The organism is Candidatus Neomarinimicrobiota bacterium (assembly GCA_022573815.1).
GTDB lineage: Bacteria > Fidelibacterota > SORT01 > SORT01 > SORT01 > JACZTG01.
Genome location: JACZTG010000006.1, coordinates 101,740 through 127,393 on the forward strand (window position 1 = coordinate 101,740; position 25,654 = coordinate 127,393).

Here is a 25,654-nt window from a genome sequence, read left to right on the forward strand (position 1 = left end):
CTACTGTGGAATTACCTCACCAATTGCAAGATTTGGATAGACATTCATACTTAAAGGAGAGAATATTCCCCGCTCCAGATAATAAGAGCCTACCGCTGCGATCATCGCGCCGTTATCGGTGGTGAGTGACAGAGGAGGGAAAACAACCTCGATTCCCTCTGCCTCTCCTTTCGACGATAACTCGGCTCTCAGTGCCGAATTTGCCGATACACCTCCGCCAACCGCAATCCGGTTGAGATTCAAATGATTTGCCGCGTTAATAGATTTAGCAGTGAGCACATCCACAACCGCTTTCTGAAACGATGCGGAAATATCTTCAAGATGTTTTTTTATCGCAGACTCTTTTTGCTTTTTCAGATAATAAAGTACCGATGTCTTTAACCCGCTAAAGCTAAAGTCATATCCCTTTCCAAGAAGCGCCCGGGGAAATTTGATGTAATCCGGATCTCCATTTTGAGCGGATTCATCAATCTTAGGGCCTCCCGGATATTCCATTCCAAGCATTTTCGCTACTTTATCAAATGCTTCTCCCGCTGCATCATCCAAAGTGGCGCCGATTATCTTATATTCTCCCCAGTTGATAACGTGAATGAGCTGAGTGTGTCCTCCTGATATTAATAGAAACAAAAAAGGTGGGTTGAAATCAGGATTGGACAATCTGTGGGCAAATAAATGTCCTTCTAAATGATTTACGGCAATATATTTTTTATCCGAAGCGAGGGAAAGTCCCTTGGCAAAGTTCAGTCCGGTAAGCAAGGAACCTGCCAGACCCGGTCCGCAGGTTACCGCAATTCCGTCAATATCTTTAAGCGAAGTGTCAGCATCAGCGAGCGCTGCTTCTACTATAGGAACGATTGCTCCTATTTGCTCTCTCGACGCAAATTCCGGAACTATTCCACCGTACTTCTTATGAACTATTTGGGATGAGACAATATTCGATAATATTTTATACTCCTCAATTACCGACGCAGCTGTCTCATCACATGAGGTCTCAATTCCCAGAATTCTCACTTTTTACCCGTTCCCTTATCACAATCACTTCTACCGTGGAAGGATTTAGATTATTCCATTTTATTACATCTTTCGGTACTTCGATATTTAGTTTATAAAGACGCTGGTTTTCTTTCCAGTCTCTCGCGTAATCTATGGAAGCGTTTATGTCTTCACTATCCAAATTGGTCAAAAATGTTATACCACCCTGAAGTTCCACTGATACCTTAGAGGGATTTACGATAGCTTTGAGATTTTCCGGCACGTTTTTGACTATAACCTCAATTCCTTCTATAGTCCGCACTCCAATACTTTGTATACTCGCTGTCAGCCGAACGTTTGAGGGATCTAATTGAACCAATTCGGACTTTTCGATATAGAGGTCGATAGTTTCGTTAACGCTGTTTCTCCTCGCCTCAAAACTTTTTTCTTCCGTGAATATCTGACTGATATTATTTAATATGGATGCCGGACCGGAAATTTTTACGACAGAAGGTTCAATCTTAAATCCACCAACCTGGATATAGCCGGGATCCATAGAGACCTTTACATTCGGAGATACTGTCACTTTTTTTTCAATAAACGAGTCCAGGCGTACTCTTATCGTATCGGGTGAGACTATCTCAACAAGCTCTAATCCGAAATCGCGGGGCACTGAAAGCCGATCCGGAAATCTCTTTAAATAAGGCTCAAGCTCGAAGTCATAAAAGAAGCGTATCCGACTCATCTCAAGCATTATCCCCACATCAGCAAAAGTCGTGCGGAGCATATTATTCAAGAATTGCCGTCCGGTGCCACGCATTCTTACTTTGGCAAAATCGGGAATTTGCTCCGCCAACACCCTGTCGGGTTGGACATTTCGGAGCTTTATCGGAACCTCTATAACATGAACATACTCGCTCCCGGTAACTACAAATATCCAGAGAGTAAGCGCTATGGCAAGAGAACTAATCTTGATTGAGAGATTATTCGAAATGGTCCCAATAAATTTACGGAAAAAATTCATATTATATTAGAAGTGCAGGTTATGTATAACTTTAATTTATGCTGATAATTAGTTTCAGACCAAATATTTGATCTTAATACGTCGCTGATCCCGTCAACCGGGTATCGACTATTTTCTGAGGTTAAGGCTATCAAAACTTTCCCTGCAGCCGTTATTAATATCCCTTGATTCTTCAAGGGATTCAGGCTGCATTACCCTATTTATCCCACAAATTCATAGGAGTTACAGTGCGACTCGGTTATTCAGATTCCTTATCATCTTCATCGCTGTCACTCTCTTTTTCCTCTTCTTCCGCCGTTTCTTCTGAATCTTCGCTTTTTTCTTCTGAATCAGAATCTTCCTTAGCTTCTTCTTCAGCGACATTCTCAGAATTATCTTCAGATTTCTCTTCTGAATCGGAATCTTCTTCGGCGCTCTCTTCGGAATCTTCGACTATTTCCGGATCATCCGAACCGGATTCATCTGCATCTTTCGCAACGGCCGCTTCTTCACCAACTTCTGCGGCGACAGCCGCTTCGGCGTTCTCGGCTCTTTTTTGTTGAGCTTTCTCAAGACGATCAGCGGGTTCTTCTTCACCGGAGTCACTTAAATAATCCACATAGGAAAGAATTATCTTTTTTTCCTCTTTGCTGAACTCAATTACCTTCAGCTTCAGCTCATCCCCTTCTTCAACGATTTCCGCGGCACGCCTGACTTTATGATTGGTAAGCTTTGAAAGAGGAACAAAGCCTTCGGCACCTTCAGGCAGATCAACCGTTACTCCTTTGTCCAGCACTTTTGTTATCGTGCCATCCGTATGCTGATCAAGTCCGAATTTTTCTTCTAATAACGGCCACGGGTCTTCAGAAACCTGCTTCACACCGAGCGATATTCTTCTGTTCTCTCTGCTGATATCAAGCACCATTACTTCAATTTCATCAGCCTTTTTAACTATTTCTTTCGGGTGCCGCACTTTCTTGGTCCAGGAAAGATCAGAGATATGCACTAATCCTTCAACACCCTCTTCCATCTCCACAAAGGCTCCGAATTGCGTTAAATTTCTCACAACTCCGGAATGGATTGTACTAACCTGATATTTTTCTTCTATGTTTTCCCATGGATCAGGAGTAAGCTGTTTAAGCCCAAGAGATATTTTCTTTTCCTCGGGTAATATTTTCAGTACCTTTGCCTCCACCTCACCGCCAAGAGAAAGTATATTCGACGGATGTCTAATATGCTGAGTCCATGACATCTCCGAGATATGTATCAATCCTTCAACGCCCTTTTCCAGCTCTACAAAAGCGCCGTAGTTCGTTATGCTCACCACCTTGCCCTTGATGACAGAATCAACAGGGAAACGATCTTCAATACCTTCCCAGGGATGCGGCTGAAGTTGTTTGTATCCCAGAGATATTCTGTCAGTCTCTTGATTATAATTCAAGATAGTTACTTCAATCTCTTCATCAATGGACACTACTTCTGATGGATGATTTACCCTACCCCACGAGAGATCCGTAATATGCAAGAGACCGTCAACACCGCCAAGATCAACAAACACGCCGAAATCAGTAATATTTTTCACTCTTCCTTTCATTACTTGACCCTGCTCGATTCCTGAGAGAACTTCCTGCCTCTTCTCTTTCATATCTTCTTCAATGAGCTCACGGCGGGAAACTACGATATTTTTGCGCGCTTCGTTCAGTTTCACAATTTTAAATTCAAACTTGTTTCCGACGAATTGATCAAAATCCTGTATCGGTTTTATATCAATTTGGGAACCGGGAAGAAAAGCGTCCAATCCTAACAGATCAACTATCATTCCTCCTTTGACCCTTCTTAATATTCTTCCTTCAAAAATTTCGTCGTTATTGAATCCTTCTACTATCCGCTCCCATATTCTCATGAAATCGGCTTTTTTCTTCGATAACACAAGCTGACCGTTTTCATCTTCCAACCGTTCGAGATAGACCTCAATAGTATCTCCCACTTCCGGGAGTTCATCACGTTTAAAATCTTCTATCGGCACAATTCCTTCGGATTTAAACCCGATATCGACAATTGCCTCATTGTCATTGACAGCCAAAACTCTGCCTTCAGTTACATCGCCTTCGGAAATATCATTAAGCGAGTCGTTGTAATATTTCTCCAAATCGCTGTTGTCCGGAGCATTTTCAGCAACCATCTTTTCCAGCTCTTCTACGGTAACCGTTCTTATTTCATCATTGGTAATCGGAGGATCCGTTGGCGCTACATATTCCTCTTTGGGGAGGTCTTCCGTCTCTTCCTCGTCAGCGCTTTCTCCGTCAGATGGAGCGGTTTCTGCGGCTGTCTCCGGTTCTGCCGCTTCTACTTTTACTTTTTCTTTTAATTTTCTGACTTTTTTTACTTCTTTAACTTCTTTTTCTTCCGCCACTTCTACATCCGGTGATTCTGCTTCTTTAGTGGTTTCTTCTGCCTGCGTCGCTACTTCTTCTTTTACTTCCACTTCTGCGACATCAGGGTTAGTGGGTTCAATAATGCTTTTCTCTTCATCCGGCATAAACTTGCGACTCCTTCTGAATTTCCATCTGGATTACTCGGGTTAAGTGTTTAACTTGCTCATCAATTGTCATCTCAGTAGTGTCCAATTCAACAGCGTCTTCCGCTTTTTTCAGAGGAGAAATCGCTCTTGTGGAATCTCTGAGGTCTCTTTTCTTTATTTCATTTTCTACTTCTTCAATAGAACTGTTATTTTGGTTCGGCTCCATCTCCTTATATCTTCTTTTGGCTCTTACTTCCGCAGATGCGGTGAGAAAGAACTTGAATTTAGCATTTGGAAATACAACTGTGCCGATATCTCTTCCTTCTACAACAAAATTTTCGTTTTTTACCATTTCACGCTGCAATTTCACCATCAGATTCCGCACACTGGGAAATCTACTGATGATTGAGGTCAACTCCGATACTTCATCTGTCCGTAACTGTTCAGAGACTTCTTCACCATAGATGAAAATCTTCATTTTAGCTGAAGAACATTCTACTGACAATTTACTCGTTTCAACCGCAGAAAAGACAGTGTCCTCATCTTCGGCGTTCACCTTAGAATTCTTCGCTGCAAGAGCTGCCGCTCTGTACATTGCGCCGGTATCAAGATACTTAAAACCCAATGATTCTGCTACTAACTTAGCGGTAGTGCTTTTCCCTGAAGCAGCAACCCCATCAATAGTTACAACGATATTTTTTTCATCAAAATTCTTCATGATAGCTTTTTAAGGTATAAATAGGATAATGCGAATGCAAGTGATTTTATTTCATTCTAAAACCGCTTTCCTCCGCCTCAAATATCCATCCGACGATCTTTCCGATAGAAAACTGGTCTTCTCCAAACCAAAATCGTTTCGTTCTCTCGTGGTATGATGAACTGTCAGCGCTGTCTTGAGAATCAATCTCGGCAATAATTCTATTTGCTCTTCCAATCCACGTCTTCATATTTTTTACTCTCAGGTCTATCCATCCCCGCTCGCACCAACCGTCTATCATCTCCTCCGACAGTGGTTTTTCCCATCTTTCCCCACGGAGGGGGGTCTTGATTTCAGGCCCTCTTATGAATTTATTTCCTTCGGGCAGTAAGATAGGCAGCCCGATTGAAATAATTGTAGATCGAATCCATTTATCCTCTCTTATCAATTTATCTAATTTTTCGGACAAAATTTCGGGGTCAGCATTTGCTATTGACTTAAGGTCGCCGTCCAATCTCTTGAGCATATATGCTTCATATAACAATTTTGTCAATCGGGGCGGTCCTAAATTCTCAAAAGCGATACTGTCATGCTCTGATTCAGCTTCAAGATCTTTCATCTCATTCAGAGCGATTTCGCGCATCATTCCCGCTCTGTAAGTAGGGGATAGAATGGAGGCGTCCAAAGCGGAAATGACGTCTCTTCCGGTATTTATTCCCTTGATCTCCTGCAGCACAATTTCGGCTATTTCTTCAGGGGTAATAAATTCCATTTGTCCAAGAGTAGTTATAGCCTCAAATTCGCCCAAAGAAAAATAACCGTTTTCTCCGGCATCAATGTACACGCTTTCAATAAATTCACCTTTCAGTTCAGTCCAACTTCCCTGATCGAATATCGATTTGTTTTCATCGAACTCAACAGCCTCTTCGGGTACCGAATCAAATAAATTTATATAGTTGGCTCCTCGTTTAATTTTCCCGACTCCAATATCTTTCCATGCTATAGCCGTTGCGGGTTTTACTTCCTTCACAATTGAAGCGCCCGGAGTCCTGCCCATTAAAAACAGAAGAAGCGAGTGAGCGCCTGCTATAGCGGATTTCGTTAACAGCATCTTAGACGGTTTTTCTTCGCTGTGAGTATATGGTATGTTAAAACCCATTCCTCCCGTTCCCGTAGTTCCTATCTTCAAATACATCTTTACTTCATTTGATTTTAAAGATTCAAATAATACCTGAATATGCTTTATCAGCTGTGGAAGGTTTAGCGATGCAAGAGTAAGGTCAAGCTGCTCCGAAAGGTCGTCAATTTTGGATGTGCCGTCCTTGATTCCATCCATAATTTTTCTTATTTCTGCCACATTCCCGTATACATTCTGATATGCTATCGCAGTGGCGGTGTTTATACAGTCTATAACACAATGGGGTTTATGCTTATCCAACAGGTAGTATAGCGCTGTTAATTTTAACGATTCCGAGTCGAGCTCGGACGTCATATCATCAATCAGCAGACTTCGCATCTCTTTATTTTTAAGCAATTCCCATCTGGGAGTTTCCATAAATTCCTTACGAACAAATATGTCGCCCCAATCCCAATCAACTTCAATATTTTTCCCGCTTACCTCTTTCTCCACCCAATCAAACATCGATCTGGAATCTTCCTTCCGCAGAGAACAAACCACTATCTTCGCAGGGTTTTCCGGTATCAGCCGCCTGCAAATTGATTGCCCCACCATTCCCCAGCCGCCCAGTACCATTATAGTTTTCCCGGTTATGTCCACTTTATCTTTTCCCTGACCGATTTAAGTTCATTTTTAGTTAAATCCCGATATTGTCCGATTTTTAATCCTCTGTCACTCAATCCCGCAAAGCTGCTTCTGTGTAATCTCTTAACCCGATAGCCCATAGCCTCAAAAATCCTTTTTACCTCTCTGTTTTTTCCTTCAGTAAGCGTGAGCGTAACATTCTTGCCTCCGGTTGAAATCAGATTCTGCACTTTTGCCACTCCATCCTCAAGCCTTACGCCCTTCCTGATTATTTTCACATCTTTCTTTTCGAATTTACGACTTAACCGCGCTTCATATACCCTTTCAATTCCGCGTGAGGGATGTGTGAGATTATTAGTCAATTCTCCGTCATTTGTGATGAATATTACCCCCGTAGTATTGTAATCGAGCCTTCCCACAGGATGAAGACCTTCGGGATTTTTTATCATATCAATTATCGTTACTCTTCCTCTATCGTCGGAAACCGCGCTTATAGTTCCTGACGGTTTATTCAGTATATAATATCTGTTTTCACTTATGACTTTTACGGGGAAATCGTCTAACGTAACGAAATCGGTTTTATCGTCCACCTGGAATCCGAACTCCTGAACTAATTCACCGTTTACTTTAACCCTGCCTTCGGAAATCAGGACATCGCTCTTTCTACGGGATGCAGCTCCGGCTTTTGAAAGATATTGGTTCAATCTCAACTTTCGGAAGCTCCCAATATTTCTTCAATCTCTTTAAGCTCGGGTAAATCTTTTAAGTGGTTCAAGCCGAAATACCGCAGGAACTCGGATGTAGTACCGTATAGTATCGGTCTTCCGGGAGAATTTTCTCTTCCCTTTATATTTATAAGGTTCCTTTCGAGAAGCGTTTTTATTACTCCATCGCTGCTGATACCCCGTATTGATTCCATAGTAGGCTTGCTTACCGGCTGCCTGTAAGCTATAATCGACAGTGTTTCCAATGCTTGAGACGATAACCGGAGTCGCCCTCTTCCCACAAATATCCTTCTGACCCACTGCTCATATTCGGGCAGGGTAATCATCTGGTAACCGCCGGCAACTTTTGTTATCTGAAAGGATCTGCCGCTTTCTATGTATATATTATTCAATTTATCTACTGTTGCGTCAACATCCAATTCTTCTCCGCCTTCGATGCACTCCCGAATCCGTGACAAACTTACGGGTTCCGGGGAAGCGAAAATAATAGCTTCGATTATTCTGTCAACCGAACTTCCGTTACTTTTCATGAGTCGTTTTCCTTATGATGATTTCCCCTCCGAAGCTTTCTTGCGTGACCGTCACCTTATTTGATCTCATCAATTCCAACAGCGCTAAAAAAGTTAATACAACAACCACCTTGTGAGTTAAGCTTTTTGCCAACTCCATAAAAGAAAACTCTGTTTTTTCTCCGAAAAATCCCTCTATGACACCCATTTGTTCTTCGATGGTGACATCTAAAGTTTCCACTTCGTGCGTAGTCGTTACAGGCATTTCGGAAAGGACTTTTCTAACTGTTTCCAGCAGGTCATAAAGTGTTACGTCTTTTAATGAATCCTCTAAGGTGGGCCCGCCGTATACTTCCTCCATACTTTGAACTCTGGGAAACATTTTTATTCTGCCTTCCTCTATATCGCTCAGTTCGCCTGCGGCTTCTTTAAACCGCTTATATTCAATAAGCATATCCACGAGTTCCTGCCTCGGGTCTTCCATTTCCTCTTCATCATCCACAGGCGCTGCGGGAAGGAGCATCCTTGCTTTAATCCGCATAAGAGTGGCGGCTATCACGAGAAAATCTCCGGCAAGCTGGAGGTTTAACGTTTTCATAAGAGTCAGGTAATTGAGAAAATCCTCGGTGATTTTTGAAATTGGAATATCGTAAATATCGAGTTCATCCCTCTTTATCAAAAAGAGGAGAAGGTCCAACGGACCCTCAAACGCAGGCAGGGTAACCCTGTATTGATCAACTAATAGAGGTGTGACCAAATTTCATTGCCTCGTAAACTGCGGACATCGTTTCCGATGCCTCTTTTTTTGCTTTTAAATCACCTTCGTGTATTATATCCCGAATTGCATCAGGTTTAGATTCATATTCCGCCCTTCGTTCTCTTAGAGGGTCGAGGTAGCTGTTTAATTTCTTAGCAAGATTTGTTTTACAATCTACACAGCCCAAGGTCCCCGCTTCACAATCCGGGCGAATTTGCGCTACATCATCTTTATTAAATATATTATGATACGCGAACACAGGACATATATCGGGATGTCCTTTGCTGTCTTTATAAATTTTTTCGGGGTCGGTGATCATACTCATTACTTTTTTCGTTAAAGCGGCGCTATCGTCCGACATCAGAATTGTGTTGCCCACGGATTTGCTCATCTTTTTATTATCAAGCCCCGGCAGACGGCTGAATTCGGTCAACTTCCCTTCAGGCACCGGGAATACGTTTCCATATGTGCTGTTGAATTTTCGCGCCAATTCCCTCGTGATTTCGATATGAGGCAGCTGATCTTCGCCTACAGGCACAAGGTTGGCTCTGTAAATAAGTATATCCGCAGCCTGCAATACTGGATAGCCAAGATGCCCGAACGACAAATTATCATCACTGTTCGTATCCCGCACGCGTTCTTTGAGCGTTGGATTTCGTTCAAGGCGAGGGACGGTGATAAGCATTGAAAGCAGGAGGTTCAATTCGGCGTGTTCTTTTATATGTGACTGAACGAATATGACACTTTTTTCCGGGTCGATCCCCGCTGAAAGCCAATCCAATACTACTTGGGTTGTTATCTCATTCAGATCGCCGCTTGAATTATAATCTGTAGTGAGGGAATGCCAATCAGCGACCATATGAAAATTATTATATCCTGAATTCTGAAGTTCGACCCAGTTTTCAAGAGCTCCCACGAGATTCCCAAGGTGTAATTTGCCTGTGGGTTGCATCCCGCTGAGAATACGCTTCCCATCAGGTGACATTATCAATCCATAAATAGATAGGGACGCCACTCCTTTATTGGCGTACGTACGAACCGCTGAATAAATGTTATTCTGCTCGGCACTCTCGGTTTCGAAAGTAATTTAAGATTGGCTTCCCGAAGTGTACGATTTCCCTTTTTATTGTTGCACGATACGCACGCTGTGGTGAGATTTTCCCAACTGTCTTTACCGCCTTTTACTTTAGGAATAATATGGTCTACAGTTAAGGGAGAACTCTTTGTCCCGCAGTATTGGCAGGATAGAGAATCTCTTTTAAGTATATTTTTTCGAGTCAGCACAATACTGTTTCGCGGCAGATTGATATAGCTGTAAATTCTAATCACCGCCGGCATTTTAATTGAATAGGAAACTGACCTTATCTCATCATCAAATTGTTCAACTGAATGCGCCTTTCCGAGAAAAATAAGAATTATCGCCCGCCGCATATTACAAATTTGCAGCGGCTCATAACTCTGGTTAAGCAATAATACCTGTGTGTTCATCTTTCCGTTGGAGCTTAACAATTCAGTCATTGCAGCATATCTCCCACACTGCGGACATACATATACCGCTTTCGCAATTCTATGCTATGCTTCGGGTCATCGCTGTCTAAACCGTTGATTCTCACAATACCCGACGAGTGAATAAATCTGCCTTCACCGAGGTAAATTCCTATATGATTAACTTTATCTTTACCGTTGTCGAAGAAAACCAGATCGCCTTTTTCAGCCTCGTTGTAATCCTCACCTATCTTTTCCCCCACCTTGACTTGCTGATATGTATCTCTCGGCATATCAATGCCATTTAATTCAAACACTGTCTGAACGAAACCGGAGCAGTCAAATCCTGCCGTACTTCTTCCTCCCCACAGGTAAGGCGCCCCGAGAAAAAGCTGTGCCGTTTGGGCAATACCTTCCCTCGTTCCCGCAGATTGAAGCTGAAATTGCCTGCTGTGAGTCCAGCCATTTATACCGTCGGGAAGTTTCAGCTCGACCCATGAACCCTTTCTTGACGCTATAGGAAGTTTCACTCCCATATGAGCGGTTCTAATTAGCGATGCGCTTTTAAATGGAGCGTCTAAAATCTCAGCAGACCTGTCTCCGAAGATAAATTTATCGGATTTTCTCCATTCATCGGCTTCTTTCTCGCTAAAACCTTTTACCATTCCCGGAGATATATAGCCCACGTATCCATCTGTCTCAAGTTTTACCTTGTACCAGCCGTCGTCTTCCTCTATGAATCGGACTATTTCTCCCAAACGAGCCTGAGTTATTTGCTCAGACCGTTGGTCCGGTTCGGCACGCATCGGCGCCACGGCGATCATTATTATATAAAAAGGCAAGAAATCCATTACTATTCGATATTTTCCTCTCTTTAATTTGTGAAATTTAGCTAATGAATCCAATATTGTCAAGGCTTTTACCTTATTCGTTTCACAGGAAAATAATTCGATTTTCCAACTTAAATTATTCCTTTTTATAAAACTGTTGCCATTTAATATGACCGAATATATTTTATATATGTTAACTATATGATCTGCCCGGTAAAGGGAAGCCCGTTAGAAAGCATTAGCTGTCGATTCGGGCGCAGCCCCGCTACTGTATGTGGTTTTAATTCGCAAGATGCCACTGTTCTAAAAGTTAGAATGGGAAGGCGCGAAAGAAAGTTTCAGCCACGAGTCAGGAAACCTTTCCGGTCGGACAATCGCTTAAACCTTCGAGGGGAAGGTGAGGAGTATGAAAAGAGATCGGTTTTTACCTTACCCCGGCAACATCGCCGGGGATATTCGTAACTGCCTATTTTACACTGCCAAAACTTTTGGCGGTTTCTCAAAGCAGCTGTCTGCCCTATCTACCGAATCAATATGCGATTGCCGTAATCAATCAGAAAGCGGGCAAAACGACTAAATGCACCGGAGGTAATCGGAAAATGAAATCAATTATACGCTCAATTTTTGCTGTTTTTCTTATCACAGCCACAACGCTCGCTCAGACCGCTGTCGATGAAGAAAAAAACATAATTTACTTTTCCCCCGTGGTAGTAACCGCGAATCGGATTGAAGTTCCATTAGACAGGGTATCAAGTTCGGTTACTTTGATTACAGCAGACGCTATTGAGAAACAACAGGTAAGCGATGTTTCCGAACTTCTTCGGAATGTTTCCGGCGTTGATATAGTGCGAACAGGCTCTTCCGGGAAACTCACATCATTATTTATGAGAGGAACAGACAGTAAACACACTCTTGTAATGCTCGACGGCGTTAAGTTGAATGACCCTTTAAACGGCGGCTTCGATTATACGAACCTCAGCACAGATAACATTAAAAACATCGAAATCGTTAGAGGCGGGCAGAGTACACTTTACGGTTCCGAAGCAATCGGCGGAATAATCAACATCACCACAAAAAAGGGCTTCAATGACTTCAAGCTCTCGGCGAGTGTAGAAAGCGGATCATTCGGCACGTTAAAAGAATGGGGAAATATCTCCGGAAGTACCAACTTACTAAATTATTCTCTCTCATTTTCTCGCCTCGACACAGACGGCTTGTTCGAAAACGATGACTTCTCCCGCTCAACATTCTCCGCCAACATTGCTACAGAATTCAACTCTGCTACCAAACTCACGTTTACCGGCAGAATATCTGATTCTGACGGAGGAACTCCGGGGCAACGCTTTCTTACTTTCGATCCAAACGCCAGAACTGCAAACAGAGTAAAAGCCGGCTCGGTATTGTTTAATCAGAAAGTTTCCTCCAAATGGCATCACAAGTTAATTATCTCCCGTTCTGAAGGAGATATTGATTTTGACAATTCGGTCGTTGAAGGTGATTTAAATCCGTTTGGAGCGGATTCCTCCGAATTGACATCATCTATCAGCTCAATTGATTGGCAGAATGATTATCATATAAACCCTTATTTAGTTATCACATCAGGAGTGGAATGGGAAGAACGAAAAGGAAAAAGAGAATCAGCTTTTACCAATTTTGATAATCTGACGAACACACGTTCTATTTATTTATTGAACCATATTAGATTTAACGATGATTTCACAGTTTCAATCGGTGTCAGGTCCGATGACCACAGCACATTTGGAAGTAACACTAATTACCGTCTTACTTCATCGTATATCCTATCTAATTCTCCCGGTAATGAAACCAAGTTGCGAGGCAGCATTGGAACCGGATTTCGTGCTCCATCTATAAACGAATTATTCTGGCCCTCTACGATATTTGAAGGAACGGAGTATTTCGTAGGGAACGTAAATCTCCAGCCCGAAGAGAGTACCGGTTTCGACATTGCTGTTGAACAAAGCTTTATCCAAAACAAATTTTTCCTTTCGTTGGATTATTTCGAAAACACTTTCACAAGTCTGATAAGCTTCGGCGCGATGGGATACGAAAATATCGAAGAAGCTGCCTCACAGGGATTGGAATTCAGAACTCGGGCAAATTTAAATAATCAACTGACCGCTTCCGGTAATTACACCTATCTCAAAACTGAGGATAAATCTACAGGCGATCCTTTGCTGAGACGACCCAAACACAGCGGTGGGCTGAACTTTAGTTACAGTCATAAAAGCTCCCTACAATTGAATCTCGGCGTTACTTTTGTGGGAGAACGGTTTGACAGCGACTTCTCAAGTTTTCCAGCTGTATATGAATTCATTCCCTCGCATAAAACGTTTAGAATAGCCTCTTCATATAAACTAAGTGAAAATGTCCGGTTAAATTTTAAAATTGAAAATCTATTAGATGAAGAGTATTCAGAAGTCGCAGGCTATCCTTCTCCCGGCAGAGCAGTTTATGGCGGGATAACTCTGAATTTATGATGGCATTCTGTTCAAATGGAATTTTAATTTATGAAATCCCATTTTACGCCCCAGAAAAATTCGTTTCCCGCAAGATTAAAACCGTCAACTAATTGGTACGGAGTTTGAAAGAGATTATCATTTCGGAATAAAATAGTCAGTGATGAAATCTTTGCCGTAAACCAGTAATTGAACAGGGCTACTTTCGGCAGCGGGTCCCCACCCAACGAAATATAAAAATCCAACGCCGGATCATAAGTAAACCGATGTCCCGCGCCTAACAACACTTCTTCGGCATACGCCGTGAATATCAGATTATCGTCAAAAAAGTTATGAGTCAAACTTCCGTAAGCAATTCCCTTATAGTCTCTTGAAAACGGAATATCGGGATCAAAATCCAGATTCTGCCATCCTGAAGCGCCAAGCGTCAAAACTTCGCCGAATGACCGTTCAATTTCCGCGGAAACAGCCGGAATTTCGTAGTCATCTCGGACGAAAACCCTCAGATCGTCATTGAACAGCGCTTCCACCACTAACGGATTGTTGACCGTTGTCAACTGATACTCCGCTCTGAATTTCAGCTTATTCCCCTGATGATTCAGGCCGAATGAAATTCGATTTATCGTTTCCCTGCTCAAGGAATCGCTCAAACCAAAATTAAAGTTATTCATCAGACGGAAATCAATCGGCACGTCAACGGCGGATTTGGAAATTTCGCCGGACAGATTTGTACTGCTTGAAATATTTATTTTCACACTTCCGGCAAACAGACCTACAGCGCCAAATTCAGATTCTGTGCTGATTCCTTCGGTAGCCTCAATTGACAGGAAATTTCCGCTTCGAATCTTTTGTGTGAGATAGGCATATGATTTTTGAAGGTCGCGTAATTCAAATCCTCCACCCCTGATATTATGAAGTTCGGAACGGAATCCTCCATAAAGCCCGCCGGCTCCGAGGCTGACTATCTTCTGGTTTAGATGAAATCCATAATAATAAGACAGGCTCTGGTCGTCGAATGTTCTTAATGGAAAAAGAGCTGTTCTGCTGTTATCCTTTCGTCTCAATTCGGAGGTGGAAAGATAGGCCTGGATATTTGTATTTCCTTTCGGCGAGTGAACATTCAAAGTATGATCATAAGTTACTTCCCGTAAACTTCCGTCGGTATCATACCTGTATATATTTAAGATTTTCGGACCTGTTAAATTTATCCTCCGAAACGTATGGCTAAGCGAATAACTGCCGTTCCAACCGCTATCCGTTCTTCTTCCATATATCGCCGAGATTTTTCGTCCGTTATAATTCAGAGTCAGATCCCGTTCTGCCTGATCCCGAATCAATCCCTGAAACTGAAACACCGAATTCTTGGTCAATCTGCGTGTCAAAATTACATTTATGTCGTCATAATCTCCTCTTCCCCTTCTCGTAACGAACTGTGATATGTTATCGTTCAGGAATTCCGGTAATATATTAAAATCCACCTTGCTTAACGAAGGTTCGCCGTCAGAATGACTTCCCGCGGCGCTTTCGTAAGAAGTCTCTGTCAGATTGTATTCGAGGGCAAGACTAAGATCGTATTTCCCCTTTCGCAGGTTTCGCATCGGTCTGCCTTGCGTGAAAACAGTCAGATACCTCGGATTAAGCCCAATAGGCGCGCCATACCACGCGGAGCCGTATGTCCCACGGGAAAATACCAGAAATTCCGAACTCTGCCACAGCAAGTCGGAAACTCCACGCAGCAACTCCTCGTCTCTAAGCGTATTTCTGAATTGCCGGGATTCACTGAATTTATAATCATATGTTTCGGCTGTCTGGGTAGAATCAGGCGGTGATTCCGATTCCTGAGCTAAAACAGTGCCAAAAAAAAAGATTGATAAGAAAATTGATGCGGCTAAATATAATCTCAAGCGAATCGTCCCGATTTAATCACCGCTTTCAGAATCGAGGGCACGGCAATCGAAAATATAAGCGTATTTGATATTACATGAATTGATATAAACAGAGCGCCGAGAGCAATAGTAGCGAACAGCTGGTTGCCTTCGAAACCCGCTGCCAGAGGCCATGAAAGTGTCGTAAGCAAATCAAAGAAGATTGTGCATATAAATCCCGAAACTGCAAATGCGATTATCTTGCCTTTCGAAAAGACATTCTTATTTCCCCATCTGCCGACTAATCCGCCAACAGCCCCAAAGAGCGACATTCCCATAATTTGGGCGGCAAACAGATAAGGAAAAGCCAAACCCGAACCCATCGGATTAAACGCGGAATAGATGGTTTCTGCTATAACGCCCACAAGTATCCCTTTTGATACTCCAAGAAAATATCCCGATATGAAAATCGTAGCCGACACCATCTCGATATTCGGAACGAATATAAACGCGTATCCCATAGCAACGGCGAGAGCGGATAGCATCCCCACCATAGCCATATCTCTGGTTGATAATTTTAACATTTAATCCCGTTATCCTTTGTACAATGGAACTCCGAAATAATTTTCTGCGCTTGTCCATTTCCCATCGTTCTCGTCTTCCGCAATTGTTTTCATAAATATATTCATTTTTGAATCCAAATCATCAAGGTAAAACAAAATAAGCGCTTCCTTTATCATCGGCTTCCGTGGAGAACCATACTCGTATTTTCCCTGGTGAGAGAGGATTAGATGCTCAAGCAGCAGAAGCGTTTCCGCCGGAAAATTATTTATCTCCCTTGCGGCATCTCTCACCATATCCCTTCCGAGGATTATATGCCCGATCAGGCTTCCTTCGTCCGTATAGGTCGTGGCTACTTCACCCGATAGCTCTTTTACCTTTCCGATATCGTGAAGCAATGCGCCTGTGAGCAGCAAATCCCTATTGAGATAAGGATATTTTTTTGAGAAATAAATCGAATCAATTGCTAAAGATAGCGTATGCTCCAATAATCCGCCTCGAAAGTTATGATGAATGAATTTCGCCGCAGGATAATTCTGTATTCTTTTTTCGTTTTCTTCGTAAATGACTTCAAGAATCTTCTTCAGAAACTTATCTTCTACCGAATCAATCAATTCCATTACTTCTGTCCACATCTCTTTGGAATCCCTTTCCGAAGAAGGGACAAGGGAGTCCAGTGAAAAACCGTATTCCTCATGTTCCTCCCTGACCTTACTGATCTTCGACACATTCAGCTGCATCTTGTTCCGATAAACGTCCGTATGCGCTTTTACCACCACAGCGTCACCCTGCTCAAATTCTTCGGCAGCCTTCTCAAAGCCCTGCCACATCTTAGCCGAAATCTTTCCCGTCTTATCGGAAAGCGTCATATCCAAATATGAATCTCCCGCTCTCGTCTTCCGCAGTGATTTTTCCGTAACGAGATAGAACCCTTGCACATCGCTGTCAGGTTTAAATGATGAAATAGGTTGGATTTTCTTAGTCATAAGAAGCTTAATAATATATTTCATACCTCTAAAATGTCAAGCCCTTTTGAATTGCGCGATTTGTTTACCGGAATTTCGCTTTTAGGTTAATCCTATTATCTATATCTTTGTGCAGAGATAATATTTTCAACACTCTTTTGGAGGAAGTTATGGCAGATGGCATCGTACATATAGATATTCCGGTGAAAAACCTTGATACAGCACCTGAATTTTACGCTAAAGTATTCGGCTGGGAATTAACTCCTATGCCGAATGAGGATTACGTCCTGTTTACCGCTGACGGCGGAGGCATTAGCGGCGGATTCACCAAACCGGAAGTCCATCAGATCGGTGGCTGTGTGGGATATATTCAAGTTGACAATCTTGAGACTGCTATGGAAAGTGTCGTGGAAAACGGCGGTCAAAGTCAGCTGGGCCGTCAGGAAGTGGGCGATGCGGGATGGTTCGCGCTTTTCACCGACCCTGAAGGCAATCCGATGGGACTTTGGGAAGTTAAATCCGCCTAAAGCGCAATCTTCCTCAATCTCAGCGCATTCGCAATTACCGTAACGGAACTGAAGCTCATCGCCGCTGCCGCAATTATCGGACTCAGAAGCAGCCCGAAAATCGGATATAGCGCGCCGGCAGCCAGCGGAATACCAAGCGCGTTGTAAATAAACGCCCAGAAAAGATTCTGCCTGATGTTTCTCATAGTGCCTCTGCTCAACTTCCGCGCCCTGGCGATTCCCATCAGGTCGCCTTTCAATAATGTAACAGTGGCGCTTTCAATGGCGACGTCTGTTCCCGTTCCCATTGCGATACCCACATCCGCCTGAGCAAGAGCCGGAGCGTCGTTAATACCGTCACCCGCCATTGCGACTATCTTTCCCGACTGCTGAAGCTTTTTGACTATCTCGTTCTTCTCGTCCGGCAGGATTTCCGCTTCTATCTGTTTTATGCCTACTTTTTTAGCCACTACCTCGGCGGTCTCGCGGCTGTCGCCGGTAAGCATTATAATTTCAATCCCTTCATTTTTCAGATAAAGGATCGCCTCTTCTGTGGTGGATTTAATAGGATCGGCAATTCCGATGAACCCGGCGATGGTGTCATCTATTGCGACATAGATAACCGTCTCTCCTTCTGACCGTTTTTTAGCCGCGTCACTCTCAATCGCTGAAAAATCTATACTGTTTTTTTCCAACATTTTCAGATTCCCCACAGATACTTTTTTCCCGTCAACCGTTCCCCTAACGCCCATCCCGGTAATAGACTCGAAATCCACTACTTTTCCCAGCTCCAACCCTCTTTCTCTTGCGGCATTAACGATTGAAGCTCCGAGAGGATGTTCGCTGGATGTCTCAACGCTCGCCACAAGACTGAGAAACTCATCTTCATTGAATTCACTCCTTACACTCATACTCACAAGCTTCGGTTTGCCTTCCGTGAGAGTGCCGGTTTTATCTATTACCAGAGTATCTATTTTTTCAAGAGTCTCCAACGCCTCGGCGTTCTTGATGAGCAGTCCCGCTGTGGCTCCTCTTCCAGTGGCGACCATAATTGATATAGGAGTCGCAAGCCCCAATGCACACGGACAGGCGATTATCAGCACTGCCACAGCGTTCACAAGGGCAAATGCCATCTTGGGATCAGGACCGTATATGCTCCAAATAATGAATGTCAACGCGCTGATTCCCACAACTATCGGGACGAAATAGGATGAAATTTTATCCGCAAGACCCTGTATCGGCGCGCGGCTTCGCTGTGCTTCACTCACCATCTTTACGATGCGCGCAAGGAGCGTATCCACTCCGACTTTTTCCGTTTCCATAAGGAAACTGCCCCTGCCGTTCACCGTCCCCCCTGTAACCGATTCGCCCACTCTCTTTTTAACTTCCTGCGGCTCGCCCGAAATCATAGACTCATCAATATAACTCTCGCCTTCAGTTAGGACTCCATCCACAGGGATTTTTTCACCCGGACGCACGCGAAGAATATCGCCGACGATTACGTCTTCAAGAGGTATATCCTTTTCTTCGCCGTTTGCGCTTACCTTTCTCGCCGAGTTTGGAGCCAACCCGAGAAGCGCCCGCAGCGCCCCGCTTGTTTTGCTTCTTGCTCTCAATTCCAAAACCTGTCCCAACAGCACAAGCGCGGTTATGACAGCCGCCGCTTCGAAATAAACCCCCACTTCACCGTGCGCTCCTCTGAATGCAGGCGGAAATATACCCGGCAAGAAAACCGCCACAAGACTGTACAGATACGCAACTCCTGTTCCTATCGCTATAAGCGTGAACATATTCAGCGCTCTGTTCACAATTGAGAACCAGCCTCTCTGGAAAAACGGAGCTGCTCCCCAAAGTACAACAGGCGTGGCAAGTGCGAATTCAATCCAATGACTCATAACAGGGTCTATTAGACTGAAGCCAAGAAACATCTGTGACATTGTCAGCAGTAAAAGAGGAAGAGCAAGAGCCGAACTTACCCAGAATCGTTTTGTCATATCTTTGAGCTCTTCGCTCTCCTCGTCATCCAAAGTTACTGTCCTCGGCTCAAGCGCCATTCCGCAGATCGGACACGAACCCTGCTCATCTTTCACCACTTCAGGATGCATCGGACAGACATATTCGCGTTTTGTTTTCAGTACAGGTTCCATCAGCTCCAATCCCATTCCGCACGTCGGGCAGGCGCCCGGCGTATTCTGTTTGATGTCCGGGTCCATAGGACAGGTATATATGGCTCCCGTAGCATCGGTGTGCGTATGCTCGTGATGATGGTGTTCGTGCGAGTCGTGATGATTTCCACCACTATCTTTCGATGGTTCAAGCGGGAATTTTTCAGGCTCTTTATCGAACATATCTTTACAATAATCAGAACAAAAATATATTGTTTTACCTTCGTATTCGCTGCTGCCTGCCGCTTTATCAGGTTCCACATCCATATGACAAACCGGATCAATTGCCATTTTCAGATCCCTCATTTTAAAAATTTATTTATTTCATTAAAAAGTTCGTCAACTTTCCTGTCTGCTTCCTTTTCATCACTGTTCACGAACGCGTCCCTGACGCAACTTTTCACGTGCCGTTCCATAATAACGAATGCCAATGAGTCCAGCGCCTTCCTGACTGCGGTAATCTGATTGACGATGTCCATGCAGTATTTTTTTTCGCTGACCATTCGTTCCAAACCGCCGATTTGTCCTTTAATGGATTTCAATCTTCTCAGCGATTTATTTTGTGTCAGTTCGTCGAGCATAACGACTCCTTTTGATAATACCCTATACCCCTATGGGGTATTGTTTTATATTCGTCAATATAACTAATATTTTCCACCTGTCAAGCTAATTTATTTTATTGCTCGGAAAGCTCAGGTAGATGTTAGACTGCTTTATCAATCGCCTTACTGCTGCGAGTTTTCCTAACGTCTTTGCGTCCGGCGTTAATCGGACAGGCCCTGACAGCGCTCAATAAGACAACCACCCCTTTTATCCCCTCCTTTCAAAGGAGGGGCGGATTTTGTCCCGATTGTTCGGGACGAAAGACCGGGTGGTTCAGGAGTTGAAGATTATCGCTATTGTCTCACAGCTGTCGTTAAAACTGGGAAAGACCGAAAACCTTAACCAGCGAAAATGAGACATCTGATTAACATATGCCTGTGCAGTTTTGTATTATTTTATGTTACGATTTGCCGTTAAAAGGACGGACGAATATCTCCCGGGCAACTTCGCTGTCAAGAGCGATTTCCGTCTCATCTACTTTTATGACGAACGAAGGGAATTTCTGATACAATGAGATGACCGCACCGGGCTCTACGCCAAGCAGAGTCAGCCTTTCATACCGTTCGTGATATGCCGGCGTGGTAAATATAATCTTCGAAGTTTTGCCGACTTCAAGCCGGTTCAAAGGCACAACTACGGGACTCAATTTCGTATTAAATTTCTTGCAACATTCTCCGCGTGGTATTTTTCTGCCGTGCGGGCAAAAAGTCGGATGCCCTAACAGCGTGCAAATCGAATCCTCAACTTCCGGGCTAAGCACATGCTCAAATTTGCAAGCCTGCGCTTCCATCTCTTCTTCGGAGACCTGTAACAGGTCTTTCAATAGCCGTTCGGTGAGCCTGTGTCGCCTTATCAGACTTTCGGCTTTAAGCATCCCTGAATCGGTGAGCTCCATCGTTTCACCGCTGACAATCAGGAGTTTTGATTCTTCCGCGTCCGGCAAAAATTCGGCATAACCGTTCAATGACGCGTGGTCGCACCGTACGCCGTTTTTCTTTCCTGAACCGTTATCCCCCTCTTCTAAAAGGAGATAAATATGCTCAAGTAGGTGATCCAGCTTCTCTGGTTTCATCATTCGTTTTTTTCCTGAATAATTTTCTAAATAAATCAACTATGTATGATTTTTCAACATATTCGTACCCGCAATGCGGACAACAGAGGATATTGCATCCTTTATTGAACGGGCAGCCCGAGTGGCAAGCCATCTCGGCGTGAGTATATTCGCCTCCGCAGAGTGGACATTTCATCCTGTATATCCCACCGCATTGAGCAACAGATTAAGTAGTCCGCCGACGATGAACGCTATCGGCAATATCACAGCCGTCATTGCCATTGTCATCTTCATCCCGCGTTCTTTTATCATAATTAGGAAGTTTGCGATACATGGGATGAACAGCGTCAATGTGACCGACGCAACTAAAATTTGAGCTGTTGTCAGATCCATTCCGTTCAGACCGGCAATTCCATAATCCCTTCTCAAGAAACCTACTATGAACGCTTGCGTTGCCTTTGCGGGAAGCCCCAACACTGTTTGGACAAGCGGACTGGCAAGCCGTTCAATGACCAGCAGCGCGCCTGTCGCATCCAACAGATAAAGAAGGAATGTGCCGAAGAAGAAAAGCGGAACCGCTTCCTTCACATACCACTCTGTCCTGGCTAATGTTTTCACCGTTATATTACCGATTTTCGGCATTCTGATAGGAGGAAGTTCAAGAATGAAATCCGAGCCTTCGTCCGGCAGTACCTTTGAAGCAAGGAATCCGACCACCACCAAAACGCCGAAAACTACCGCTCCCCAGATGAACAGAGCGGATATTGATATTGCGCCTAAAAGACCCATTATAACTCCTAACTGCGCGCTGCATGGGACTCCCAACGCTAAGAGCAGAGTCACGAGGATACGTTCCTTTTTCGTATCAAGAATTCGGGTGGTGAGCGTTGCCATCGTATCGCATCCAAGCCCAAGCACCATCGGCAGCACAGCTTTTCCGTTCAATCCCATAAGCTTGAAAACCTGATTCAGCATTACCGCCAACCGCGGCAGATAACCGGAATCTTCCAATATTCCGAAAGCGATGAAAAACGTAACCACAACAGGAAGAATAATCGCAATGGAATACGGAAGAGCCATTGTGAGTAAACCGTATTCACCTACAAAAATATCCCTGATAATTTCAACAGGCACATACGAAAAGAGCTGGGCGAACCAGACGGAAAGATATTGACCGAACAGGACCTGCTCTAAATAATCAGTTAGAAATCCCGCCCCGAAAACGCCTACGAATTGATACATCATATAGAGAACAGCAAAAACGAAGCCCAATCCCCAGAACGGGTGCATAGTTAATTTGCCTAATTTTGTGGCAAAATCAGAGCCGCTGCCTGAACTTTTTCCGGCAGCCATATCCGCAATCCGTCCCGCCTCCTTCATTCTCCGACGTGTGATAACCCTTGATAGAGACTCGCCGAATTTTTCCTGAGCGGTGTCGACAATTACTTTTAACTCATCAATTTGTTCGGAAGATAATATGTCCTGCAAATACCCGAATATGCTTTCATCACGCGCAAGTACCATCAGCGATATGGCGCGCCGTCCCTCAATCGAATCCCCCAATAGCTCGCTGATTTCCGTTATGCCCGGCTCGATTATCGGACCGTAGCTGACCTTTATCTTCGGAACTTTCGGGGATTTGATAGCTTCCGAAAGATCTTTGAGACCTTTGTTTCTGATAGCAACGCTTTCTATAACGTCAACGCCAAGAACCTTTGAGAGCCCGGCGCTGTCAAGCGAGACTCCCCGACTGAGCGCTTCATCGGTCATATTCATATTAAGAATTATCGGCAGATCCATCTCAGCCAATTGTACCGTCAGCAGAAGTCCCCTTTTGAGATTCTTGGAATCCACAACCTGAACGATTGATTTTGGTCGCTCCCGAAGCAGAAGGTCCCGGGTCACCCGCTCATCTTCCGAGGAGGGCAGCAGGTTATTCACGCCGGGAGTGTCAATTATCGTGTCTTTGGTACCGTTGGTTCCTATGGTCCCTCGCGATATTTCGACGGTTGTCCCCGGATAGTTGGAAACCGTCACATATTTCCCGGAAAGATAGCCGAAAATAACGCTTTTACCCACATTGGGATTGCCGACGAGAACCACGGGAGATGATTTTCTGTTAACGGGTTTCGCTAAGTGTCCGTGCAATGCTTATCCCTTCCGCAGCTGGCATTTATCGCATAAACCGAAAATGATGAGGTTATGTTTAGTGGGCATAAATCCGTATTCCTTACAAACCTTATCCTGCTGCTGCTCAATTATGTTGTTGTTGAATTCGATTATTTTTCCGCAATTCGTACAGACAAGATGTTCGTGATGCTTCTGAGCGAGAGTATTCTCGAAATGCACCTGACTCGTTCCCACATTCACTTTTGAGACGAATCCGTTCTCAACCAGCATATCCAACGTCCTGTAAACAGTGGCTCTTGATACCCTTTTCTTCTCATTACGCATCCGAAAGTAAATCTCGTCTGCGTCAAAATGTTCCGAAGAGCTGTAAACTTCTTTGAAAATGGAAAGCCGCTCCGGTGTGCATTTCATACCGTTGGTGTGGAGCGTGTCCTTGAATTTTTCTATTAACCGTTTATCCATTTCCTTACCAAATGTAATTGAAACTCAATCTCAATTAGAAACTACACAGACAAATGCAACCATGCAAGGAAAATTATCTACCCTTCTGAGATTTTTCCACTCGTATTAGGGCTTGTGATACTCGTTAAGTCAACGCGCCTGAAATAAAGTTTAATACAGGTTCTGTTTTCTCTTTGAGATTTTTTCTATTTTTTACACCAAATAGATTATTTAATTCTTTTTCCATTTTATTTCTTATATCCACATTCATTAAATGTTCTTCAATTTTTTCAGTAGTATTGTTATTGATGTCTGCACCCATTTGCATATCTTCTTGCTTGAGATCACTTAATATGTACTTCAATTCAGCACGATAATTAGATTCGAAGAACATTAAAAAACCGAGCTGTTTAAGGCTGAAATTACCAATGCCACCTATTCTTTGTTCCAACGCGATATAAGACATTAATTTAAATGTGTTTATAAATTTCTTTATCTTCCTCGGATTTGTGAGACGGTATTCACTAACTGCTGACTTGAGAATAGATCCGGTAATCTCGTTTAGTTGATCTTTTGATATTTTCTCTTTTGGCTTTTCAAGATCTGTCTCCGAGTCCGCAGACTTCGTTTCTGATTCTTCTTCCGATTCACTCTTTTGTGAAATATTCTTGAAATCTTCTTTTGATTCAGGGATAATTACTGCTGGTTCAACAGTCGCTATTTCATTAGGTTCTAAATAATGTTCGATCTTTAATTTTAGTCTTTCTCTAACAAACTTATGAATTTCTGTCGTACTTCCTACTGGTATCCTAAACGGTATTTGAATTATTTTATCAAGAAACTCATAACCAAACTGTAACTTATCTATTTTCTTATCATAGTAAATGCCAATCATTTCTTTATATTCGGCGCATATTGCAGACGCTACATATTTTCTGTCATATCCTAAAAAGAAGATAAATCCTTTGCTCAAGGTTAATGTATTAATAGCATTTATAACTTCAACTACTCTATTAGGAGGGCAGCGATCGAGATCATCTATGAAAATAATAATTGGACCTTTTTTTCGATTCACCCGACTAAATACCTTCGTTAAATTTACTAAATCAGAATCCATTTTCCCCACAACACCCAATGACTCAGTATAGTCATATCTTTCAAATATTTTAAAATTAAACCAATCTGCTTTATTCAAGCTCTCCATGACCATCTTTGCCGGTTCTTTAAGAATTTTATATGCAATCATTGAAGAGAATGGAAATAATAGCCAAATGGAATTAAAGTAGAATGCTATAGGTAAACCAGCGATAAATAATAAAGTAACTATCCACATAATTGACTTGGCATGTCGAAACAGGCTAAAATAATAGTATGGTTTCCACCATACTTTTAAATTCTTCTGCATTTGATCTAATACCGTTTGTAGAAAGGCTGCCCAAATATTTTCTTCCTTGTGATACTTCCAAGCATTCAATTTAGCGGTAGCATACTTCTGATCCTCGAGTTTTTCTTTTATCTTACCCATTAGAGTAGATTTACCCCGCCCCCATTCTCCATGAAGTCCAATTACGAGTTGGTCAACATTTTCTTCTCCATCAATGAATGATACGAATGCATCTGCATATTCTT

At 43.2% G+C, this 25,654-nt stretch carries 22 protein-coding genes and 1 riboswitch; of the genes, 2 read left to right on the forward strand and 20 right to left on the reverse strand.

Annotated features, from left to right (window positions below; all coding sequences use genetic code 11):
- The 11 genes from tsaD to IIB39_04150 all read right to left on the reverse strand — a co-directional run bounded on the left by tsaD (window position 1) and on the right by IIB39_04150 (window position 11,282).
- Window positions 1-1,011 (reverse strand): tRNA (adenosine(37)-N6)-threonylcarbamoyltransferase complex transferase subunit TsaD, encoded by a 1,011-nt coding sequence (gene tsaD, locus IIB39_04100; protein MCH8927881.1) that lies wholly within the window; start codon window positions 1,009-1,011, stop codon window positions 1-3.
- The gene (locus IIB39_04105; GenBank protein ID MCH8927882.1) at window positions 992-1,996 is read right to left on the reverse strand and encodes a hypothetical protein; all 1,005 of its coding nucleotides are present in this window, start codon (window positions 1,994-1,996) and stop codon (window positions 992-994) included. Before IIB39_04105 ends, tsaD begins: the two co-directional genes overlap by 20 nt.
- 238 nt (window positions 1,997-2,234) lie before the next feature.
- Window positions 2,235-4,514, reverse strand: coding sequence for a 30S ribosomal protein S1 (gene rpsA / locus IIB39_04110; GenBank protein ID MCH8927883.1), 2,280 nt, complete (start codon window positions 4,512-4,514; stop codon window positions 2,235-2,237).
- Entirely contained in the window at window positions 4,504-5,214 is a 711-nt protein-coding gene (locus IIB39_04115; GenBank protein ID MCH8927884.1) for a (d)CMP kinase, read from the reverse strand. The genes rpsA and IIB39_04115 overlap by 11 nt, the downstream gene beginning before the upstream one ends.
- Window positions 5,215-5,260: 46 nt before the next feature.
- The gene (locus IIB39_04120; protein MCH8927885.1) at window positions 5,261-6,970 is read right to left on the reverse strand and encodes a short-chain dehydrogenase; all 1,710 of its coding nucleotides are present in this window, start codon (window positions 6,968-6,970) and stop codon (window positions 5,261-5,263) included.
- A complete protein-coding gene (locus IIB39_04125) occupies window positions 6,961-7,665 on the reverse strand; it encodes an rRNA pseudouridine synthase (GenBank protein ID MCH8927886.1) in 705 nt (234 codons plus the stop codon). The genes IIB39_04120 and IIB39_04125 overlap by 10 nt, the downstream gene beginning before the upstream one ends.
- Entirely contained in the window at window positions 7,662-8,210 is a 549-nt protein-coding gene (gene scpB / locus IIB39_04130) for an SMC-Scp complex subunit ScpB (GenBank protein MCH8927887.1), read from the reverse strand. Before scpB ends, IIB39_04125 begins: the two co-directional genes overlap by 4 nt.
- Window positions 8,200-8,946: a segregation/condensation protein A gene (locus IIB39_04135; GenBank protein ID MCH8927888.1), complete on the reverse strand. Its 747-nt coding sequence runs from the start codon at window positions 8,944-8,946 to the stop codon at window positions 8,200-8,202. The genes scpB and IIB39_04135 overlap by 11 nt, the downstream gene beginning before the upstream one ends.
- Window positions 8,924-9,931 carry a tryptophan--tRNA ligase gene (gene trpS / locus IIB39_04140; protein MCH8927889.1) on the reverse strand — a complete coding sequence of 336 codons (1,008 nt, stop codon included), beginning with the start codon at window positions 9,929-9,931 and terminating at the stop codon, window positions 8,924-8,926. The genes IIB39_04135 and trpS overlap by 23 nt, the downstream gene beginning before the upstream one ends.
- Window positions 9,932-9,933: 2 nt before the next feature.
- Window positions 9,934-10,434 (reverse strand): HNH endonuclease, encoded by a 501-nt coding sequence (locus IIB39_04145; protein MCH8927890.1) that lies wholly within the window; start codon window positions 10,432-10,434, stop codon window positions 9,934-9,936.
- Between the two features lie 26 nt (window positions 10,435-10,460).
- Entirely contained in the window at window positions 10,461-11,282 is an 822-nt protein-coding gene (locus IIB39_04150) for a C40 family peptidase (protein MCH8927891.1), read from the reverse strand.
- Between the two features lie 164 nt (window positions 11,283-11,446).
- Window positions 11,447-11,642, forward strand: a riboswitch (cobalamin riboswitch).
- Window positions 11,643-11,860: 218 nt separating this feature from the next.
- Between IIB39_04150 and IIB39_04155 the strand changes: the two genes are divergently transcribed.
- Window positions 11,861-13,759, forward strand: a complete 1,899-nt coding sequence (locus IIB39_04155; protein ID MCH8927892.1) for a TonB-dependent receptor — start codon at window positions 11,861-11,863, stop codon at window positions 13,757-13,759.
- Between the two features lie 23 nt (window positions 13,760-13,782).
- Here the strand turns inward: IIB39_04155 and IIB39_04160 are convergent, their stop codons facing one another.
- Genes IIB39_04160 through IIB39_04170 form a run of 3 tightly spaced genes read right to left on the reverse strand, consistent with a single transcriptional unit; the run spans window position 13,783 to window position 17,174 of the window.
- A complete protein-coding gene (locus IIB39_04160; protein MCH8927893.1) occupies window positions 13,783-15,642 on the reverse strand; it encodes a hypothetical protein in 1,860 nt (619 codons plus the stop codon).
- Window positions 15,639-16,187: an ECF transporter S component gene (locus IIB39_04165; GenBank protein MCH8927894.1), complete on the reverse strand. Its 549-nt coding sequence runs from the start codon at window positions 16,185-16,187 to the stop codon at window positions 15,639-15,641. The genes IIB39_04160 and IIB39_04165 overlap by 4 nt, the downstream gene beginning before the upstream one ends.
- A 9-nt stretch (window positions 16,188-16,196) precedes the next feature.
- On the reverse strand, window positions 16,197-17,174 hold the full coding sequence (locus tag IIB39_04170; GenBank protein ID MCH8927895.1) for an HD domain-containing protein: 978 nt from the start codon (window positions 17,172-17,174) through the stop codon (window positions 16,197-16,199).
- Between the two features lie 125 nt (window positions 17,175-17,299).
- Between IIB39_04170 and IIB39_04175 the strand changes: the two genes are divergently transcribed.
- Window positions 17,300-17,656: a VOC family protein gene (locus IIB39_04175; GenBank protein MCH8927896.1), complete on the forward strand. Its 357-nt coding sequence runs from the start codon at window positions 17,300-17,302 to the stop codon at window positions 17,654-17,656.
- On the opposite strand, the gene IIB39_04180 is transcribed toward IIB39_04175, so the two are convergent.
- The 6 genes from IIB39_04180 to IIB39_04205 form a co-directional block, all read right to left on the reverse strand.
- Complete coding sequence (locus IIB39_04180; protein MCH8927897.1) at window positions 17,653-20,091, reverse strand: heavy metal translocating P-type ATPase; 2,439 nt, start codon at window positions 20,089-20,091, stop codon at window positions 17,653-17,655. The two genes, IIB39_04175 and IIB39_04180, sit on opposite strands and share 4 nt — an antisense overlap.
- An 11-nt stretch (window positions 20,092-20,102) precedes the next feature.
- Window positions 20,103-20,381 carry a metal-sensitive transcriptional regulator gene (locus tag IIB39_04185; GenBank protein ID MCH8927898.1) on the reverse strand — a complete coding sequence of 93 codons (279 nt, stop codon included), beginning with the start codon at window positions 20,379-20,381 and terminating at the stop codon, window positions 20,103-20,105.
- A gap of 422 nt (window positions 20,382-20,803) precedes the next feature.
- A complete protein-coding gene (locus tag IIB39_04190; protein MCH8927899.1) occupies window positions 20,804-21,478 on the reverse strand; it encodes a metal-dependent transcriptional regulator in 675 nt (224 codons plus the stop codon).
- A 168-nt stretch (window positions 21,479-21,646) separates the two neighbouring features.
- A complete protein-coding gene (gene feoB / locus IIB39_04195; protein MCH8927900.1) occupies window positions 21,647-23,602 on the reverse strand; it encodes a ferrous iron transport protein B in 1,956 nt (651 codons plus the stop codon).
- 3 nt (window positions 23,603-23,605) lie between these two features.
- Entirely contained in the window at window positions 23,606-24,046 is a 441-nt protein-coding gene (locus IIB39_04200) for a transcriptional repressor (GenBank protein MCH8927901.1), read from the reverse strand.
- 124 nt (window positions 24,047-24,170) lie between these two features.
- The coding region (locus IIB39_04205) for a hypothetical protein (GenBank protein MCH8927902.1) at window positions 24,171-25,654 on the reverse strand (1,484 nt) is incomplete at its 5' end.

What these genes read in the sequence shown, in the direction of transcription:
- IIB39_04105 (MCH8927882.1), bottom strand. Translation starts at nt 1,996, where the DNA reads ATGAATTTTTTCCGTAAATTTATTGGGACCATTTCGAATAATCTCTCA.
- rpsA (MCH8927883.1), bottom strand. Translation starts at nt 4,514, where the DNA reads ATGCCGGATGAAGAGAAAAGCATTATTGAACCCACTAACCCTGATGTC.
- IIB39_04115 (MCH8927884.1), bottom strand. Translation starts at nt 5,214, where the DNA reads ATGAAGAATTTTGATGAAAAAAATATCGTTGTAACTATTGATGGGGTT.
- scpB (MCH8927887.1), bottom strand. Translation starts at nt 8,210, where the DNA reads ATGAAAAGTAACGGAAGTTCGGTTGACAGAATAATCGAAGCTATTATT.
- trpS (MCH8927889.1), bottom strand. Translation starts at nt 9,931, where the DNA reads ATGTCACCTGATGGGAAGCGTATTCTCAGCGGGATGCAACCCACAGGC.
- IIB39_04145 (MCH8927890.1), bottom strand. Translation starts at nt 10,434, where the DNA reads ATGAACACACAGGTATTATTGCTTAACCAGAGTTATGAGCCGCTGCAA.
- IIB39_04150 (MCH8927891.1), bottom strand. Translation starts at nt 11,282, where the DNA reads ATGGATTTCTTGCCTTTTTATATAATAATGATCGCCGTGGCGCCGATG.
- IIB39_04155 (MCH8927892.1), top strand. Translation starts at nt 11,861, where the DNA reads ATGAAATCAATTATACGCTCAATTTTTGCTGTTTTTCTTATCACAGCC.
- IIB39_04165 (MCH8927894.1), bottom strand. Translation starts at nt 16,187, where the DNA reads ATGTTAAAATTATCAACCAGAGATATGGCTATGGTGGGGATGCTATCC.
- IIB39_04170 (MCH8927895.1), bottom strand. Translation starts at nt 17,174, where the DNA reads ATGAAATATATTATTAAGCTTCTTATGACTAAGAAAATCCAACCTATT.
- IIB39_04175 (MCH8927896.1), top strand. Translation starts at nt 17,300, where the DNA reads ATGGCAGATGGCATCGTACATATAGATATTCCGGTGAAAAACCTTGAT.
- IIB39_04180 (MCH8927897.1), bottom strand. Translation starts at nt 20,091, where the DNA reads ATGGCAATTGATCCGGTTTGTCATATGGATGTGGAACCTGATAAAGCG.
- IIB39_04185 (MCH8927898.1), bottom strand. Translation starts at nt 20,381, where the DNA reads ATGCTCGACGAACTGACACAAAATAAATCGCTGAGAAGATTGAAATCC.
- IIB39_04190 (MCH8927899.1), bottom strand. Translation starts at nt 21,478, where the DNA reads ATGATGAAACCAGAGAAGCTGGATCACCTACTTGAGCATATTTATCTC.
- IIB39_04200 (MCH8927901.1), bottom strand. Translation starts at nt 24,046, where the DNA reads ATGGATAAACGGTTAATAGAAAAATTCAAGGACACGCTCCACACCAAC.